The following is a 15,880-nucleotide window of genomic DNA, read 5'->3' as shown; positions in this document are numbered from 1 at the left end:
CCCGGAACACCCAGTAAGCTGGGGATTCGGCCGCATGTCAGGGCGGGTGCATCATGAACGCTTCCCGGCTCCAGCGGGGCCTGCGGAAACTGGCGGGACAGGGGCTGGACTCGTCCGCTTTCCGGCACGAGTCCGCGGACCGGATCGCGGCGGCGGTCGGCGCCGACGCGTACTGCTTCGCCGAGACCGACCCGGAGTCGGTGCTCGCGACCACCTACGCGACCGGCAACCTCGACCGGTCCGGCGCCGCCCTGCTGCACGTCAACGAACTCGGCCAGCGCGACTTCCTGAAACTGCACTCCCTGGCGGACGGCCCGGATCCGGCCGGTGCCCTGTCGGCGGTGACCGGGGGCCGGCTCGACCGCAGCGCGCGCCACCGGGACCTGCTCGCCCCGCTCGGCCTCGGCGACGAGATCCGGGCCGTCGCGCGGACCGACGGCCGGGTCTGGGGCTTCCTCCACCTGTTCCGCCGGGCGAGCCGGCCCGGCTTCGACCCGGCCGAGGTGGACGTCGTGGCCGCCGCGGCGCCGCTGCTGGCCGCGGGCATCCGCGACGCCGCCCTCGGCTCGCCGGCGCCCGCCCACGACCTGCGGGGCCCCGTGCTGGCACTGCTCGACGACACCAACCGGGTCGTGGAGTCGACACCCCGGGCCGACGAGGTGCTGGCCGAGCTGCGCGACCCGGACGAACCGCGGGCCGAGACCCCCGACGTCGCCCTCATGATGGCCGCCTTCGCCCGGGGCCCCGCCGCGTCATCCGCTCCCGTCGCCGCCCGGGTGCGCACGAGAGCGGGCCGCTGGTTCTCGCTGCACGCGGGTACGACCGCCATGGACGGCGGTGCCGGGCGGGTCGCCCTGATCCTGGAACCCGTCGCCGCCCCGCTGACACCGGAGACCTGGCGGGCCCGTTACGGACTGTCGGCCGGGGAGAGCGAGGTGGTCGAGAAGATGCTCGCCGGACGCTCCACCGCGCAGACGGCCGCCGAACTGATGATCTCCCCGTGGACCGTACAGGACCGGTTCACCAGCGTGTTCGCCAAGACCGGCGTACGCAGCCGCCGTGAGCTGACCGGCCTGCTGCGCCCGTAGCCGTACGCGTCACGAGCGCCGCACGGTCACGCGCACCTCGCTGCCCGGGACCGCTCGCACCCACGCCCGGCCGTCTTGGCGGTGGACGACGCGCGCGCCGCCCTCGGCCGTGATCCGCCAGTCGCCGGGCGGCAGGGAGAGGACACTCACCCGGGAGCCGTGCGGTGCCGCCCGGTAGGCCAGCCGGAACACGCCCCGCTGCGCGTCGTACGCGGCGGAGCGGACCGTACCCGCCACGCTCGGCGCGTACGGCTCGACGGTCAGCTCCTTGTTGGGGCGGAAGGCACCCGTGTCGTCCACCGCGCAGTACCCGCCGCCGTAGCACCACACATAGCCCGCCCAGCCGGAGGTGTAGCGGCTCAGCGAGGCCATCGCGTCCCGGTAGAAGCGGTTCATGTGCGGCAGCCCGCTGTCGGGCGGGCCCCATTCGCCGACCACGACCGGCACCCGGTAGCGCCGCGGGTAGGCGGTGACGGCACGCTCGTACGCCTCGATCCAGCCGGCCCCGGGGTCGTAGTCGGCGCCCGCCTCCATCGCGGTGTCGTAGAAATGCGGCGCGTACACGACGCGCGGGCCCTCGATCCGGCCGAGTCCGGTCGGCACACCCTCGCCCACGACCGGGGTGGGTTCCACGAACACCCAGGCGTCCGGGTCGGCCGAACGGACCGTCCGAGCCAGCCGGTTGTACATGGGGGTGAGCTGGTCGCGTTCGATCCGGCGGGCGGCCGTGGGGAGGTCCTCGTCCGGACGCGGCTCGCCCATCGGCTCGTTGATCAGGTCGTAGCCGAACACCGCCGGGTGGTGGGCGAAGCGGGCGGCGAGCACGCGCCACATCCGGGCCTGGGCCCGCCGGAGGTCCGGGTCGTCGTACAGGTGCGTGAAGGCGCGCTGGACGGCGGGCTCGAAGTACTCGGCGAACCAGTCGTCGGGGTGGGGGGTGAACGGCAGCCCGTCGGTGCGGGTCGCCCACTCCGGGATGCCCCGGTGGCCGAACGCGGGCCCGAACACGTCCTGGTGGGCGTCGATCACGACCTTCACGCCGTAGCGCTCGGCCCAGTCGAGGACACGTTCGATCGTGCGGAGGTAGCGCCCGCTGTAGTGGCCCGGCCGTGGCTCCAGGTCGTCCCAGAAGACCAGCAGCCGGGCGAAGCCGAAGCCGTTCGCCCGCAGGTCGCGCAAGTGGCGCTCGGTGATCGCGGACAGGGCCGCCTCGCCCCGGTGCGTCTTGTCCTCGATGTTCCAGCCGCGCAGGGTCAGGACGCGCCCGTGTCCGTCGGTGAGGCGGGGGATGTCCGGTGCGGGCGGAGGGGCGTCCGGTGTGGGCCGAGGGGCGTCCGGTGCGGGTCGGGGGCTCTCCGGCGCGGGCCGGGTGATGTCCGATGCCCGTTCGATGGCCCGGGAGGTGGCGGGGGAGGCCGCGGGGGTCAGGAGGGCGGCGAGCACCGCGCCCGCCGCCACCGTCGCACGTAACATCGGGGCATCCCACCACCGCCCGCCCGGGACTTCAAGGGTTCTGACATCGGCCCTCGGGGGCCGTGTGGAGGCGCGCCCTGTCCTTACATTCGGACCTGAGGGTGAGACTATGTCTTAACAAAGTATTGACAGCGGGCCCGGCAGGGACTTTGATCCCGTCCCAACGCGACTGCGCGCCGACGCGACTGCGTCCCTTCTCCCGTCGCACAGTGAGGTGCAGGAACGATGGACCGCTCTTCTCGCTCCCGATCCCGGGGACCGGCCCCCTACGTGGCGGTCGCCGCCGCGGCAGTCCTCGCCCTCGCCGGCTGCTCCAGCAGCTCCGGTGGCAAGAAGGCCGAGGAGTCGGCGGCCGACGCCGCCGCGGGCAAGGCCGACACCCCCCGGATGACGGTCGCGCTGATCACGCATCAGGCACCCGGCGACACCTTCTGGGACACCGTCCGCGAGGGCGCCGAGGCCGCAGCGGCCAAGGACAACGTCAAGCTCGTGTACTCCGCCGACCCGAACGCCGGCAACCAGGCCAACCTGGTGCAGAACGCGGTGGACCAGAAGGTCGACGGCATCGCGCTCACCCTGGCCAAGCCGGACGCGATGAAGGACGTCATCGGCAAGGCGCGGAGTGTCGGCATCCCGGTCGTCGGCCTCAACTCGGGACTCGCCGACTGGAAGGACCTCGGCCTGCTGGAGTTCTTCGGGCAGGACGAGAGCGTGGCCGGTGAGGCCTTCGGCAAGAAGCTGAACACCACCGGCGCCAAGAAGGTCGTCTGTGTGATCCACGAGCAGGGCAACGTGGGCCTGACCCAGCGCTGCGACGGGCTGAAGAAGACGTTCGAGGGCACCACTGAGACGCTGTACGTGAACGGCACCGACATGCCGTCCGTGAAGTCGACCATCACGGCCAAACTGAAGACGGACAGCTCCATCGACACGGTCGTCACCCTCGGCGCCCCCTTCGCCCCGACCGCGGTCCAGTCGGTGGACGACGCCGGCAGCAAGGCCAAGGTGGCCACCTTCGACCTGAACAAAGACCTGGTCAAGGCCGTCCAGAACGGCTCCGTCGAGTTCGCCGTGGACCAGCAGCCCTACCTCCAGGGCTATCTGGCGGTCGACTCCCTGTGGCTCTACAAGAACAACGGCAACTACAGCGGCGGCGGTGAGCAGCCGGTCCTGACCGGGCCGGCCTTCGTCGACAAGTCCAACGTCGACAAGATCGCCGACTACGCCGCGAAGGGCACCCGGTGATGAGCATGGCCCAGCAGGCAGAGCCGGCGGTCGGGACACCGCCGGCGCCCGGCCCGAAACAGGGCGACGGCCGCACCGCCCGGCGCCCGCTGGTGCTGCGGCTGCTGGCCCGGCCCGAGGTGGGCGTCTTCCTCGGCGCCGCGGCCGTCCTGGTCTTCTTCCTGATCGTGGCGCCCTCGGTCCGCCAGGGCAGCTCGATGGCCACGATCCTCTACCAGTCCTCGACCATCGGGATCATGGCCCTGCCGGTCGCCTTGCTGATGATCGGCGGCGAGTTCGACCTGTCCGCCGGCGTCGGCGTGATCACCTCCGCGCTCACCGCGAGCATGCTCAGCTACCAGCTCACCGTGAACGTGTGGACCGGCGTGCTCGTCGCCCTGGCCCTCTCCCTCGGGATCGGCGCCTTCAACGGCTGGATGGTGGTGCGCACCGGGCTGCCCAGCTTCCTGGTCACCCTCGGCACCTTCCTGATCCTCCAGGGCGTGAACCTCGCCGTCACCAAGTCCGTCACCGGCAACGTCGCCACCGACGACATCAGCGACATGGACGGCTTCGCCCAGGCCAAGAAGATCTTCGCCTCGTCCTTCGACGTCGGCGGCGTCCAGGTGAAGATCACCGTGGTGTGGTGGCTGGTCTTCGCCGCGATCGCCACCTGGGTGCTGCTGCGCACCAAGTACGGCAACTGGATCTTCGCCGTCGGCGGCGACCAGGACAGCGCCCGCGCGGTCGGCGTCCCGGTGAAGTTCACCAAGATCACGCTGTTCATGCTGGTCGGCTTCGGTGCCTGGTTCGTCGGCATGCACCAGTTGTTCTCCTTCAACACCGTGCAGTCCGGCGAGGGCGTCGGCCAGGAGCTGATCTACATCGCCGCGGCCGTCATCGGCGGCTGCCTGCTCACCGGCGGCTACGGTTCCGCGATCGGCACCGTGTTCGGCGCGTTCATGTTCGGCATGGTCCAGCAGGGCATCGTCTACGCCGGCTGGAACCCCGACTGGTTCAAGGCGTTCCTGGGCGTGATGCTGCTCGGCGCCGTCCTGATCAATCTATGGGTCCAGCGCACGGCGACCCGGAGGTGACCGATGACTGACCACGGAACCGGAACCCACGGCGCCGTCCGCACGGACGCCCCCGCCGCCGACGGGCCCCTCGTCGAACTGCGCGGCGCCGGCAAGTCCTACGGCAACATCCGCGCCCTGCACGGCGTCGACCTGACCGTGCGCGCGAACCGGGTGACCTGTGTGCTCGGCGACAACGGCGCCGGCAAGTCCACCCTCATCAAGATCATTTCGGGGCTGCACCAGCACACCGAGGGCGAGTTCCTCGTGGACGGGCGCCCGGTGCGGTTCGGCTCCCCGCGCGACGCCCTGGCCAAGGGCATCGCCACCGTCTACCAGGACCTGGCCACCGTCCCGCTGATGCCGGTGTGGCGCAACTTCTTCCTCGGCTCCGAGCTGACCCGGGGCCCCTGGCCCGTGCGGCGCCTCGACATCGCCGGCATGAAGGCCACCGCCGACCGCGAACTGCGCGACATGGGCATCGTCCTGGACGACCTGGAGCAGCCCATCGGCACCCTCTCCGGCGGCCAGCGCCAGTGCGTGGCGATCGCCCGCGCCGTCCACTTCGGCGCCCGCGTCCTCATCCTGGACGAGCCGACGGCCGCCCTCGGGGTCAAGCAGTCCGGTGTCGTCCTCAAGTACATCGCCGCCGCCCGCGAACGCGGCCTCGGCGTCATCTTCATCACCCACAACCCGCACCACGCCTTCATGGTCGGCGACCACTTCAGCGTGCTGCGCCTCGGCACCCTCGAACTGAGCGCCGACCGCGGCGAGGTGAGCCTGGACGAGCTGACCAACCACATGGCGGGCGGCGCCGAACTCGCCGCGCTCAAGCACGAACTGGCCCAGGTGAGCGGCGTCGACGTGGCGGGACTGCCCGAGGCGGGCGACCTCACCGCACCCGTGGCGACCTCGCCGGAAGGGAACACCTGAGATGACCGACCCCACCCCGCTGGACCGCATCCGGGTCGGCTCCGCCCCCGACTCCTGGGGCGTGTGGTTCCCCGACGACCCCCGCCAGGTCCCCTGGGAACGCTTCCTCGACGAGGTCGCGGAAGCGGGCTACGACTGGATCGAACTCGGCCCCTACGGCTACCTCCCCACCGACCCCGGCCGGCTGGCCGGCGAACTGGCCCGGCGCGACCTCACCGTGTCGGCCGGCACCGTCTTCACCGGCCTGCACCGCGGCCCCGCCGTCTGGGACGACACCTGGGCGCACGTGAGCCAGGTGGCCGCGCTCACCCGGGCGACGGGCGCCCGGCACCTGGTCGTCATCCCCTCCTTCTGGCGCGACGACAAGACCGCCGAGATCCTGGAGCCCCCGGAGCTGACGGCCGAGCAGTGGGCGCACCTGACCAAGGGCATGGAGCGGCTCGGGCACGAGGTCAGGGAGACCTACGGCCTCGACATCGTGGTGCACCCGCACGCCGACACCCACATCGACACCGAGGACCACGTCGAACGCTTCCTGGACTCCACCGACTCCGAACTGGTCAACCTGTGCCTGGACACCGGGCACTACGCCTACTGCGGCGGGGACAGCGTCAAGCTCATCGAGACCTACGGCGAGCGCATCGGCTACCTGCACCTCAAGCAGGTCGACCCGGCCGTCCTCGCCGAGGTGGTCGCGCGGGAGGTGCCGTTCGGTCCGGCCGTGCAGCGGGGCGTGATGTGCGAACCGCCCTCCGGCGTGCCGGAGCTGGGACCGGTCCTCCAGGCCGCCCAGCGGCTCGGGGTGGACCTGTTCGCCATCGTGGAGCAGGACATGTACCCCTGCGAACCGGACCGGCCGCTGCCGATCGCGGTGCGCACCCGGCGGTTCCTGCGCTCCTGCGGGGCGTGAGGAGTCTCCCTCCGGGGCAACTGGTTTCCTGCGCAACCACACGTGATTCGGGTGGGCGGGCGCCGGGAACCAACCGGGGCACGCGGGCGTTCTCCTGAATGACGGGGGACGCCCGCGGAGACGGGAGGACGAGATGACACACCGTTCGGAACACCGGCACACGTCCCAGGACACCACCGACGCGGCCACACTGCGCCGCGACCGCTTCGGCACCCTGCCCGAGCGGATACGCCCCGAGGACACTACGGAGACCCGCCCGGCGACCCTGCCGGACCCGGCCCGGGACCGCTACCACGCCGACGAGTGGCTGGTCCGCTACTGCCTCTGAGGCACTTCGGAGGGGACAGCGACGCGGGCGAGCAGGCTCCCGGCGCGGCCCGGAACCGCCCGCGCGGCGGGGCGAGGTCGCCGACCGAGCGGTTACCCGGCCTTCTCGGTGCCGGTCCGGGCGCCGTCGGCCGAGTGCCGGAGTGATCTCGCACCGGGACATGTCACCGATCCGGGCCGCGAGCCGCACCAGCCCGTCCGGCACCCGGAGCACGGGCACCCACAGCCGCCGCTCGTCCGGTTCCTGCCGGGGACGGGCCCCACACAGCACCGGACAGCACTGTGGCCCGGCGCGGTCGGTCCGTCGTAGCCGGGGTTCGTCCGCAGCGGAGACCGGTGGCGCCGGCGGCTCCCTCCGGGCCGGGTCGACTCGGAGGATGTCCTGCTCCGGCTCCGACTGGGTGGGTCGGGGCGGATCGACCTCTTCCGTGACGGCGAGGAGCGGCCCGAGCGCATCCTGGCGCAGCTCGTCAACGCCCCGCGCGCCGGACCCGCCTGCGGGGCCTCAGCCCGCCCGTACCTCCGCGAGCGTCACCGGCCGGTGCTCGCGCAGCGACAGGGTGCAGGCCTCGGCGATCCAGCCCGCCTCCAGCGCGTCCTCAACCGTGCAGGGGGAGGGGCGGGTGCCGGTCACGACCTCGGTAAAGGCGGTGAGTTCGGCGCGGTAGGCGGCGGTGAAGCGGTCCATGAAGAAGGCGTGCGGGATGCCGGCGGGGAAGGTGGTCCCGGGCTCGACCGAGCGCAGTGGCAACTGGTCGTCCAAGCCGACCGCGATCGAGTCGGTGAAGCCGTGCAACTCCATGCGGACGTCGTAACCACGGGCGTTGTGGCGGGAGTTGGAGACCGTCGCCAGGGTGCCGTCGTCCAGGGTGAGGAGTGCGCCCGTGGTGTCGGCGTCACCGGCCGCCCGGATGTACGCGGCGCCCCGGTTGCCGCCCACCGCGTACACCTCGGTCACCTCGCGGCCGGTCACCCAGCGCAGGATGTCGAAGTCGTGCACGGAGCAGTCCCGGAAGATGCCACCGGAGGCGGCGACATAGGCGGCCGGCGGCGGCGCCGGGTCCAGCGTCGTACAGCGGACCGTGTGCAGGGCGCCCAGCTCGCCCGAGCGCACCGCGGCCCGCGCGGCGGCGAAGCCCGCGTCGAAACGCCGCTGGTAGCCGATCTGGATCGGCACGCCACTGTCCCGTACCGCGGCGAGCACCGCGACGCCCTCCGCCATGGTGCGGGCCACCGGCTTCTCGCAGAACACGGGAACACCGGCCGCCACCCCGGCCCGGATCAGCGCCGGGTGGGCGTCCGTGGCCGCCGCGACGACCAGGCCGTCCACCCCGGCCGCGAGCAGCGCCTCCGGCGAGTCCGCGACCTCGGCCCCGAACCGCTCGGCGGCGACCTTGGCGGCCTGCGCGAACGGGTCGCAGACGACGAGCGACTCCACGGCGTCCAGGCCGGCGAGGGTCTCGGCGTGGAAGGCCCCGATGCGGCCGAGGCCGAGGATTCCGATGCGCATGCTGCTGCTCCTAGGGTGCGAGGGGGCCCGGTGCGCTCGCCCTCGGTCGCGGTCCGGCGCGGTGCTGTCATTCTTGTCAGTACAAACCCCTCGAACAACCAGCAGGCAGCCATCAAAAACCCCTCAAGGAGCCGGTCCGTGGGCCATCCGTTCCCGATCCGGGAGATCGCCCGTCAGGCGGGACTCAGCGAGGCCACCGTGGACCGGGTGCTGAACGGCAGGGGCGGGGTCCGGGAGAGCACCGCGCGGGAGGTGCGGCGGGCCATCGCCGACCTGGACCGCCAGCGCACCCAGGTCCGGCTGGTCGGCCGCACCTTCATGGTCGACATCGTCGCCCAGGCACCCGAGCGGTTCACCACCGCCGTGCGCGCCGCCCTGGAGGCCGAGCTACCGGGCCTGCACCCGGCCGTGGTCCGCTCCCGCTTCCACTTCCGCGAGACCGCCCCGGTGCCCGAGCTGGTCGCCACGCTGGACCGGATCGCCCGGCGCGGCTCCCAGGGCGTCATCCTCAAGGCCCCGGACGTGCCCGAGGTCGTCGCGGCCGCCGGCCGGCTCATCGCCGCCGGCGTCCCGGTCGTCACCCTCGTCACCGACCTGCCCGTCACCGGCCGGCTCGCCTACGTCGGCATAGACAACCGGGCCGCCGGTGCCACCGCCGCCTATCTGACGGGCCAGTGGCTCGGCGACCGGCCCGGCAACGTCCTCACCAGCCTCAGCAGCGGCTTCTTCCGCAACGAGGAGGAACGCGAGATGGGCTTCCGGAGCGTCATGCGCGCCCGGCACCCCGAGCGCGCCCTGAGAGAGATCACCGAGGGCCAGGGCCTGGACGCCACCCAGTACGACCTGGTGCGCGCCGCCCTGCTGCGCGACCCGGAGATCCGCGCCGTCTACTCCATCGGCGGCGGCAACGACGCCACCCTGCGCGCCTTCGCCGACCTCGGCCGCGACTGCGCGGTGTTCGTCGCGCATGACCTCGACCACGACAACACCCGCCTGCTGCGCGCACACCGGCTGTCCGCCGTCCTCCACCACGACCTGCGCCAGGACCTGCGCGAAGCCTGCCGGCTGGTGATGCGCGCCCACGGCGCCCTGCCCCCGGCCGGACCGGTACCGCCGTCCGCGATCCAGGTCGTCACCCCGTACAACATGCCCGCGGGGGCCGCCGCGTGACAGGGGACCGGACGCCCCGCACCGAGCAGGTGGAGATCGAGGGGGTACCGCTGCTCGCCACCTATGTACCGGGCGGCCGGATCGGGCTGCTCGCGCTGCACGGCAGCAACGAAGGGGGCACGGCCGAGCTGGCCGGCCTGGTGGCCCGGCGCTGCGACGCCACCAGCCTGGTCTTCACCCAGCCCGGGGTACGACGGCCCGTGCACCTCCCCTCCGCGCGCATGGCCGCCGACCACTGCGCCCTGCTGCGGGAGTTCCTGGACCGGGTCGCGCTCACCGTCTCCCTGCACGGCCACATGCGGCCCGCGGCGCAGCGCACCCTCTTCCTGGGCGGCGGCAACCGTACGGCGGCCCACCTCCTCGCCGCGGAACTGGCCGCCCTGGCACCGGAGTTCCGTACCGTCACCGACCTGGCGGAGATCCCCCGGCACCTGCGCGGCCTGCACCCCCGCAACCCGGTCAACCTCACCCGGCTCGGCGGCGTCCAGGTGGAACTCCCGCTGTCGGCCCGCACCACCGGCACCGCCGACACACCCCCGGCGCCGGTCGCGGGCGCGCTCACCGCCGGTGTCGTACGGCTCGCTCACGCCGTGTCGATGTCCACCCACGAGCCGAGCTGAGCGGACCGCTCCATCGCGTCCAGCACCGCCGCACCGCGCACCGCGTCCGTGAGCGTGGTGCCGTACGGCGTGCCCTCGGCGATGGAGCGGACGAACCGGTACGCCTCGATGACCTTCAGATCGTCGTAGCCCATCGCGTTGGCGGCACCCGGCTGGAACGCGGCGAACTCGCCCGCGCCCGGGCCGACGTACACCGTGCTCACCGGCTGGTCCTGGAACGTCGTACCGCGGCTGACGCCCAACTCGTTCATCCGGCGGAAGTCCCAGAACACCGCTCCCCTGGTGCCGTGCACCTCGAAGCCGTAGGCGTTCTGCTCGCCGACCGAGACCCGGCAGGCCTCCAGCACGCCACGGGCACCGGAGGCGAAGCGCAGCAGGCAGCCGACGTAGTCCTCGTTCTCGACCGGCCCCGGGACGCCTCCCGAGGCCAGGGCGTGACCGGCGGTGGCGCCGGCCGGGCGGGCGCGCTCCGGGACGAAGACGGCGGTGTCGGCGGTGAGCGAGACGATGTCGCCGAGCAGGAAACGGGCCAGGTCGGCGCCGTGCGAGGCCAGGTCGCCGAGCACCCCGCTGCCACCGCGCCGCCGCTCGTAGCGCCAGGTCAGGGCGCCGTCCGGATGGGCGGCGTAGTCGCTGAACAGCCGGACGCGGACATGTGTGACCGCGCCGATGTCACCGGCGGCGATCAGATCGCGGGCGGCCTCGACGGCGGGCGCGTTGCGGTAGTTGAAGCCCACCGCGCCCTGCACGCCGGCCCGCGTGACCGCGTCGGCGACCGCGCGGGCGTCCCCGGCGCTCAGACCCACCGGCTTCTCGATCCACAGGTGCTTGCCGGCCTCGGCCATCGCCACGCCGATCTCCCGGTGCAGGAAGTTCGGCGCCGTGACACTGACCGCCTGGACCCGGGGATCGGCGGCCACCTCGCGCCAGTCGCGCACGGCGCAGGCGAACCCGAACCGCTCGGCGGCCTCCTCGGCCCGACCCGGCACCTCCTCGGCGACCGCCACCAGCCGGGGACGCAGGGGCAGGTGGGGATAGTGGTGGGGGAGACGGGCGTACGCCTGGGTGTGCACCCGGCCCATCCAGCCGAACCCGACGACGGCGACACCGAGCGCATCCACCATGACAGCCCCTCCGTGGACCGGTCCAACTCCTGTCCCGGTCACCATGTCCGGACATGGAGCGGCTGTCAAGCAGTGCGTACCCGGCGGCCGACCCCCTTTGACAGTCCTCTCCCGCACATGGAACGGTCCATCCATGAGACCTCCGACGATCCGCGACGTGGCCGAGCGCGCCGGGGTGTCCAAGTCGCTGGTCTCCCTCGTGCTGCGCGGCTCGGGACCGGTCGGCACGGCGAAGCGGGACGCCGTCCTCGCCGCCGTGCGCGAGCTGGACTACCGGCCCAACGCCGCCGCGCGCAGCCTGAGCGAGCGGCGCACCCGGACCGTCGGCGTCCTCCTGGACGACCTGCGCAACCCCTGGTTCGTGGACCTGCTCGACGGCCTCAACGCCCCCCTGCGCACGGCCGGTCTGCGCATGCTCCTCGCCGACGCCCGCCTGAACCGGCGGGCCGGCCACGACCTCGCCGAACCCTTCCTGGACCTCGGCGTCGACGCTCTCGTGGTGGTCGGCACCGTCCCGGACGCGGGCGCGCTCGGCGACCTGGCGCGGCGGATGCCGGTGGTCGTGGCCGGCGCCCGCGAACCCCGGCCCGTCCGGGTGGACGTCGTCGCCGGGGACGACGAACAGGGCGCCCGGCTCGCCACCGAGCACCTGCTGGGCCTCGGCCACCGGCGCGTCGCCCACCTCGCCGGCCACGGCGCCGTCGGGACGCTGCGCCGGCGCGGCTACGAGACGGCCATGCGCGCTCACGGCGCCGAGCCCCTGGTCGAGCCGGGCGACCTCACCGAGGAGGGCGGCTACCGAGGGACCGTACGCCTGCTCGGCCGCCCCGAACGGCCCACCGCCGTCTTCGCCGCCAACGACATGGCCGCGGTCGGGGCGCTCTCCGCGGCGGCCGAGCTGGGCCTGCGGGTACCGCGCGACCTGTCCGTGGCCGGCTATGACAACACCGGCACCGCCCGGCTCCGGCACGTCTGGCTGACCACCGTCGACACCGGGCCGTACGAGATCGGCCGGCGCGCCGCGCGCTGTCTGCTGGACCGCTTCGCACGGCCGGAGGCGGAGGGGCGCGAGCAACTGGCCGTGCCGCGGCTGGAGATCAGGGGGACCACCGGACCGCCGCCCGGCCCGGCGGCGCTCACAGGTTGATCGCGTACGCCTTGCGCAGCGTCTCGTGCACGGTCCACGTCGTACGGTCGCCCGCCCGCAGCACCGCCATGTCACCCGGTCCCACCCGCAGCGTCGGACCGCCCTCGACCTCGATCGTCGCCGAGCCGCTGACCACCACGAACAGCTCGTCCGCCTCCGTGTCGGTGACCACGCCCGGCGTGATCTGCCAGATGCCCCGGAGCTGCCGGCCGTCCGGCGACTCCCAGACCACCTTGCCGGTCACCTCCGGGGTGCCGGAGACGATCTGCTCCGGGTCGAGGGGCTCGGGTTCGAGGTCGGCGTCCGGGATGTGGATCGCGAAGCTGTGCGTCATGGGGCCGACCCTAGCGAGCCGCGCCGGCGCGCCGCCGTGGACAGTGTGTGGGGCGTCCGGGCAGGTGGGAGGACACATCGTCGCGCCGCGCGAACTGGCGGCGGGGCGCGGCCCGGGTGATCGTGGAGGCATGGCGGACTCCACGGCGGCCACCGGGACGAGCGGCACGCCCGGTGAGCCGCGCCGAGGACACGACACCCGCGAGGCGGTCCTCTTCGGCGGGGTCTACGGCGCCGTCCTCGCCAGCTCGATGGTCGCCGCGCTCACCCAGTACGGCCACAGCTCCGCCGCGAGCCGCCGCTACGACGCCCTGTGGCTGCTGGTCACCGCCTGCGCCTCCGCGCTGGCCCACGGCTACGCCCACTACATCGCCGAGCGCACCCCGCACCGCCGCTGGGACGCGCTGCGCGCCCTGCGGCAGGAGTGGCCGCTGGTCACGGCCGTGCTCCCGACGGTGTTCCTGCTCGCGGGCGCGGGCTGGGGGTGGTGGCCGCCGGGCGGGGTGGAGTACCCGGCGTTCGGCCTCAATATCCTCCTGCTCTTCGCGCTCGGCCTCGTCACCGCCCGCCGCGCGACCCGCGCCTGGCCGGTCGCCGTCCTCACCGGTCTCGGTGACGCGCTGCTCGGCGTGCTGGTGGTCGTGGCGAACGCGCTGATCAAGTAGCCACCCGGCCTCAGCGGCCGGTGCGCACTCCGTCCAGGGCGATGGCGAGGACCCGGTCGCGCTGGGCGTCGTCCTCGAAGGCGGTGGCCGTGATGCCGGCGACCATCCGCAGCAGGTCGCTGAAGTCCATGTCCGGCCGCGCCGTGCCCGCGCGCTGGGCGCGCTCCAGCAGCGGGCCGCCGGCGGCGTACATCGAGTCGCGGCAGGCGGTGAAGATGTCCGACTCCTCGTTCAGCGCCTCGCGCACCGCCCGCTTGGTGACCATGTAGCCGGCGAACCGGTCGAGCCAGGCGGTCAGCGCCGCCCAGGGCTCGCGACCGGCCAGTTCCACGGCCGCCTGGCACAGGGCGTTCACCTCGTCCGCGTAGACGCTCTCGAAGAGGTCCCGGCGGGTGGGGAAGTTCCGGTACAGGGTGCCGATGCCGACGCCGGCCCGGCGGGCGACGTCCTCCAGCGAGGCCTCCGCGCCGTGCTCCGCGAAGGCCTCGCGGGCGGCGGCGATCAGGGCGTCGTAGTTGCGGGCGGCGTCCTTGCGGTGCGGCCGGCGGGTCGCCACGATCTCGCCGACGGGGAACGGCGTGGCCGTCACTGCTGCCTCCTGGGCGGCTGGTGGAAGCGGAGGTCTCCGTACCGGAAGCGGAGGTAAGCATCCGTTTCTTGAACCGGAGGACTACCTCCACTACAGTGGAGGGGTACCTCCACTTTACCAGTGCGGAGGCGGCTCCGCCGTGGCCGGACCTGCCCCGATCTCCCCGGCCTCCGATGTCCGGGCGTCCGTACACCCTCCGTCAACACGTCTCGGAGAGGCACCCTCATGCCCCGCTCGTCCACGCGTCTCACCTTCGCGGTCCTCGCGACCGGTGCCGGCGTGTTCTCCATGCTCCAGTCGCTGATCGCGCCGGCCCTGCCGACCGTCCAGCACGCCCTGGGCACCTCCCAGTCCACCGCGACCTGGGTGATGACGGCGTACCTGCTGTCGGCTTCGGTCTTCACCCCGATCCTCGGCCGGGTCGGCGACCTCGCCGGGAAGAAACGCACCCTGGTCGCCGTGCTGGTCACCGTCCTCGCGGGCTGCCTGACAGCCGCGCTGGCCCCGAACATCGGCGTGCTGATCGCCGCCCGGGTCGTCCAGGGCGTCGGCGGCGCCCTCTTCCCGCTGTCCTTCGGCATCATCCGCGATGAGTTCGCCGCGTCCCGGGTCAGCGGCAGCATCAGCAACCTCTCCGCGGTGATCGCCGCCGGCGGCGGTGTCGGCATGGTGGCCGCCGGTCCGATCGTCTCCGCGCTGGACTACCGCTGGCTGTTCTGGATCCCGGTCGGCATCGTCGCCGTGACCGTCCTGATCGCTGCGCGCTACGTCCCCGAGTCCCCCAAGCGGGCTGCGGGCAAGGTCGGTTGGGCCGGTGCCATACTGCTGTCCGCCTGGCTGGTGGCGCTGCTGCTGCCGCTGAGCGAGGCCGGCCGGTGGGGCTGGGGCTCGCCGAAGGTGCTCGGCCTGTTCGCCGCCGCCGTGATCCTCTTCACCGTCTGGCTCACCGTCGAGGCCCGCTCCCGCAACCCGCTGATCGACCTCCGCGTGCTGCGGCTGCCCGCCGTGTGGACGACCAACACCGCCGCGCTGCTCTTCGGCGCCGGCATGTACGCGATCTGGTCCTTCCTGCCGGGCTTCGTCCAGACGCCGACCGCGGCCGGGTACGGCTTCGGCGCCAGCGTCACCGCCTCCGGCCTGCTGATGCTCCCGATGCTGCTGGCGATGTTCCTCTCCGGGATCCTCTCGGGCCGGCTCGAACCCCGCGTCGGCGCCAAGGCCCTGCTCACCACCGGAGCCGCCCTGGGCGCCCTGGCCTGCGGCTTCCTCACCCTGTGGCATGACGAGCGGTGGCAGATCGCCGTCGTCGCCGGCCTCTTCGGCCTCGGCATCGGCCTGGCCTTCGCCTCCATGGCCAACCTGATCGTCGGCAGCGTCCCGCCCGAGCAGACCGGCGCCGCGACCGGCATGAACGCCAACATCCGCACCATCGGCGGCTCCATCGGCGCGGCCCTCACCAGCGTCCTCGTCACCGGCCGGCTCCAGCCCTCCGGCCTGCCCCAGGCCTCCGGCTACACCCACGGCTGGGCCCTGCTGTCCCTCCTGTGCCTGGCCGCGGCCGGCGCCGCCCTCCTGGTCCCGGCCCGCCGCCCCACCCCCCTCACCCCGGCCACCACACCGGGTACGGCACGGACACCGGCCGGGGTGCGGTAGGGTTGACCTGCGTGATCACACGGGCCACTCCGGGTGGG

General features: G+C 73.1%; 16 protein-coding genes. 11 read left to right on the top strand and 5 right to left on the bottom strand.

The features are described 5' to 3' along the window. Nucleotides 1–53 precede the first annotated feature (53 nt). Complete coding sequence (locus tag NX794_RS00565) at nt 54–1,088, top strand: helix-turn-helix transcriptional regulator (RefSeq protein ID WP_258775934.1); 1,035 nt, start codon at nt 54–56, stop codon at nt 1,086–1,088. A gap of 9 nt (nt 1,089–1,097) precedes the next feature. Here NX794_RS00565 and NX794_RS00560 read toward each other — a convergent pair whose 3' ends face one another. Next, nucleotides 1,098–2,561 carry a cellulase family glycosylhydrolase gene (locus NX794_RS00560; protein ID WP_258775933.1) on the bottom strand — a complete coding sequence of 488 codons (1,464 nt, stop codon included), beginning with the start codon at nt 2,559–2,561 and terminating at the stop codon, nt 1,098–1,100. A 225-nt stretch (nt 2,562–2,786) separates the two neighbouring features. Between NX794_RS00560 and NX794_RS00555 the strand changes: the two genes are divergently transcribed. From NX794_RS00555 to NX794_RS00535, 5 genes are all read left to right on the top strand, one after another. Then, the gene (locus tag NX794_RS00555) at nt 2,787–3,806 is read left to right on the top strand and encodes a sugar ABC transporter substrate-binding protein (RefSeq protein WP_258775932.1); all 1,020 of its coding nucleotides are present in this window, start codon (nt 2,787–2,789) and stop codon (nt 3,804–3,806) included. Further along, nucleotides 3,806–4,882: an ABC transporter permease gene (locus NX794_RS00550; protein WP_258775931.1), complete on the top strand. Its 1,077-nt coding sequence runs from the start codon at nt 3,806–3,808 to the stop codon at nt 4,880–4,882. The genes NX794_RS00555 and NX794_RS00550 overlap by 1 nt, the downstream gene beginning before the upstream one ends. A gap of 3 nt (nt 4,883–4,885) precedes the next feature. Then, complete coding sequence (locus NX794_RS00545; RefSeq protein ID WP_258775929.1) at nt 4,886–5,794, top strand: ATP-binding cassette domain-containing protein; 909 nt, start codon at nt 4,886–4,888, stop codon at nt 5,792–5,794. Nucleotide 5,795: 1 nt separating this feature from the next. Then, on the top strand, nt 5,796–6,704 hold the full coding sequence (locus tag NX794_RS00540) for a sugar phosphate isomerase/epimerase family protein (protein WP_258775928.1): 909 nt from the start codon (nt 5,796–5,798) through the stop codon (nt 6,702–6,704). A gap of 133 nt (nt 6,705–6,837) precedes the next feature. After that, complete coding sequence (locus tag NX794_RS00535) at nt 6,838–7,032, top strand: hypothetical protein (protein WP_258775927.1); 195 nt, start codon at nt 6,838–6,840, stop codon at nt 7,030–7,032. Between the two features lie 504 nt (nt 7,033–7,536). Here the strand turns inward: NX794_RS00535 and NX794_RS00530 are convergent. Continuing rightward, on the bottom strand, nt 7,537–8,541 hold the full coding sequence (locus tag NX794_RS00530) for a Gfo/Idh/MocA family protein (RefSeq protein WP_258775926.1): 1,005 nt from the start codon (nt 8,539–8,541) through the stop codon (nt 7,537–7,539). Nucleotides 8,542–8,679: 138 nt separating this feature from the next. Here NX794_RS00530 and NX794_RS00525 point away from each other — a divergent pair, with 138 nt between their 5' ends. Together NX794_RS00525 and NX794_RS00520 are read left to right on the top strand one after the other, a co-directional pair. Continuing rightward, a complete protein-coding gene (locus tag NX794_RS00525) occupies nt 8,680–9,711 on the top strand; it encodes a LacI family DNA-binding transcriptional regulator (RefSeq protein ID WP_258775925.1) in 1,032 nt (343 codons plus the stop codon). Continuing rightward, complete coding sequence (locus NX794_RS00520; RefSeq protein ID WP_258775924.1) at nt 9,708–10,331, top strand: poly-gamma-glutamate hydrolase family protein; 624 nt, start codon at nt 9,708–9,710, stop codon at nt 10,329–10,331. The genes NX794_RS00525 and NX794_RS00520 overlap by 4 nt, the downstream gene beginning before the upstream one ends. On the opposite strand, the gene NX794_RS00515 is transcribed toward NX794_RS00520, so the two are convergent. After that, nucleotides 10,295–11,455, bottom strand: coding sequence for a Gfo/Idh/MocA family protein (locus tag NX794_RS00515; RefSeq protein ID WP_258775923.1), 1,161 nt, complete (start codon nt 11,453–11,455; stop codon nt 10,295–10,297). The genes NX794_RS00520 and NX794_RS00515 overlap by 37 nt on opposite strands. Before the next feature lie 133 nt (nt 11,456–11,588). Between NX794_RS00515 and NX794_RS00510 the strand changes: the two genes are divergently transcribed. After that, entirely contained in the window at nt 11,589–12,602 is a 1,014-nt protein-coding gene (locus NX794_RS00510) for a LacI family DNA-binding transcriptional regulator (RefSeq protein ID WP_258775921.1), read from the top strand. Here the strand turns inward: NX794_RS00510 and NX794_RS00505 are convergent. Next, on the bottom strand, nt 12,592–12,936 hold the full coding sequence (locus NX794_RS00505) for a cupin domain-containing protein (RefSeq protein WP_258775919.1): 345 nt from the start codon (nt 12,934–12,936) through the stop codon (nt 12,592–12,594). The two genes, NX794_RS00510 and NX794_RS00505, sit on opposite strands and share 11 nt — an antisense overlap. A gap of 130 nt (nt 12,937–13,066) precedes the next feature. Between NX794_RS00505 and NX794_RS00500 the strand changes: the two genes are divergently transcribed. Continuing rightward, nucleotides 13,067–13,600 carry a hypothetical protein gene (locus NX794_RS00500; RefSeq protein ID WP_258775918.1) on the top strand — a complete coding sequence of 178 codons (534 nt, stop codon included), beginning with the start codon at nt 13,067–13,069 and terminating at the stop codon, nt 13,598–13,600. 10 nt (nt 13,601–13,610) lie between these two features. Here the strand turns inward: NX794_RS00500 and NX794_RS00495 are convergent, their stop codons facing one another. Continuing rightward, on the bottom strand, nt 13,611–14,189 hold the full coding sequence (locus tag NX794_RS00495; RefSeq protein WP_258775917.1) for a TetR/AcrR family transcriptional regulator: 579 nt from the start codon (nt 14,187–14,189) through the stop codon (nt 13,611–13,613). A gap of 225 nt (nt 14,190–14,414) precedes the next feature. Between NX794_RS00495 and NX794_RS00490 the strand changes: the two genes are divergently transcribed. Next, nucleotides 14,415–15,842 carry an MFS transporter gene (locus NX794_RS00490; RefSeq protein ID WP_258775916.1) on the top strand — a complete coding sequence of 476 codons (1,428 nt, stop codon included), beginning with the start codon at nt 14,415–14,417 and terminating at the stop codon, nt 15,840–15,842. Nucleotides 15,843–15,880: the final 38 nt, after the last annotated feature.

The sequence above is a fragment of the Streptomyces pyxinicus genome (genome assembly GCF_024753135.1).
GTDB lineage: Bacteria > Actinomycetota > Actinomycetes > Streptomycetales > Streptomycetaceae > Streptomyces > Streptomyces pyxinicus.
Note: the sequence above shows the minus strand (reverse complement) of the source record. Positions and strands in the feature narration are given on the sequence as shown.

Excerpts from the sequence above, each read along its gene's own strand:
- NX794_RS00540 (WP_258775928.1), top strand. The coding sequence starts at position 5,796 with ATGACCGACCCCACCCCGCTGGACCGCATCCGGGTCGGCTCCGCCCCC.
- NX794_RS00560 (WP_258775933.1), bottom strand. The coding sequence starts at position 2,561 with ATGTTACGTGCGACGGTGGCGGCGGGCGCGGTGCTCGCCGCCCTCCTG.
- NX794_RS00530 (WP_258775926.1), bottom strand. The coding sequence starts at position 8,541 with ATGCGCATCGGAATCCTCGGCCTCGGCCGCATCGGGGCCTTCCACGCC.
- NX794_RS00490 (WP_258775916.1), top strand. The coding sequence starts at position 14,415 with ATGCCCCGCTCGTCCACGCGTCTCACCTTCGCGGTCCTCGCGACCGGT.
- NX794_RS00505 (WP_258775919.1), bottom strand. The coding sequence starts at position 12,936 with ATGACGCACAGCTTCGCGATCCACATCCCGGACGCCGACCTCGAACCC.
- NX794_RS00510 (WP_258775921.1), top strand. The coding sequence starts at position 11,589 with ATGAGACCTCCGACGATCCGCGACGTGGCCGAGCGCGCCGGGGTGTCC.
- NX794_RS00555 (WP_258775932.1), top strand. The coding sequence starts at position 2,787 with ATGGACCGCTCTTCTCGCTCCCGATCCCGGGGACCGGCCCCCTACGTG.
- NX794_RS00550 (WP_258775931.1), top strand. The coding sequence starts at position 3,806 with ATGAGCATGGCCCAGCAGGCAGAGCCGGCGGTCGGGACACCGCCGGCG.
- NX794_RS00545 (WP_258775929.1), top strand. The coding sequence starts at position 4,886 with ATGACTGACCACGGAACCGGAACCCACGGCGCCGTCCGCACGGACGCC.
- NX794_RS00515 (WP_258775923.1), bottom strand. The coding sequence starts at position 11,455 with ATGGTGGATGCGCTCGGTGTCGCCGTCGTCGGGTTCGGCTGGATGGGC.
- NX794_RS00535 (WP_258775927.1), top strand. The coding sequence starts at position 6,838 with ATGACACACCGTTCGGAACACCGGCACACGTCCCAGGACACCACCGAC.
- NX794_RS00500 (WP_258775918.1), top strand. The coding sequence starts at position 13,067 with ATGGCGGACTCCACGGCGGCCACCGGGACGAGCGGCACGCCCGGTGAG.
- NX794_RS00565 (WP_258775934.1), top strand. The coding sequence starts at position 54 with ATGAACGCTTCCCGGCTCCAGCGGGGCCTGCGGAAACTGGCGGGACAG.